Raw genomic sequence first — 591 nt, 5'->3', positions numbered from 1 at the left:
GCCGTCGCGGCGCCCGCCGCGCCCGCCTCCGCCCCCGTCGTCCAGGCCCCGGCCGCCGCGGCCGCGCCGCAGACCCAGGCCGCGCCGGAGTCCCAGGCCGCGCCGCAGGCACCGGCCGCGGCCACCGCCTGGGCCGCCGGGACCCGCGCCTACCTGGTGATCAGCGCCCCCGCCGACGTCGCCGCCGCCAAGTCCGCGGTGACCGCCAACGGCGGCACCGTCTTCGCGAGCTACGACGCGATCGGCGTCGTCGTCGCCCACTCCACCAGCACCGGCTTCGCCGCCGCGGTGCGCGGGGTGGCCGGCGTCCAGCAGGTCGGCGCGACCCGCACCTCGGACGTTCCGGCCGACGCCTACAACCCGGCCCTGCCCGCGAACCCCGCCCAGTCGGCGACCACGCTGACCGAGTCCAACCGCTGGGACATGACCCAGATCAAGGCCGACCAGGCCTGGGCCGTCTCCACGGGCTCGTCCACGGTGAAGGTCGGCGTGCTGGACACCGGCGTCGACGACCAGCACCAGGACCTGGCGCCCAACTTCGACGCCGCCGACTCCGCCTCCTGCGCCTACGGCAAGGCCGACACCCGCACC

At 77.5% G+C, this 591-nt stretch carries 1 pseudogene; it reads left to right on the top strand.

The window, feature by feature from the left end:
* Positions 1 to 591, top strand: a pseudogene (locus VR45_RS09255) (peptidase S8); the annotation flags it as partial.

The sequence above is a fragment of the Streptomyces sp. NRRL S-495 genome (assembly GCF_000966955.1).
GTDB lineage: Bacteria > Actinomycetota > Actinomycetes > Streptomycetales > Streptomycetaceae > Kitasatospora > Kitasatospora purpeofusca.
This window is presented reverse-complemented; position numbering and strand designations above follow the sequence as displayed.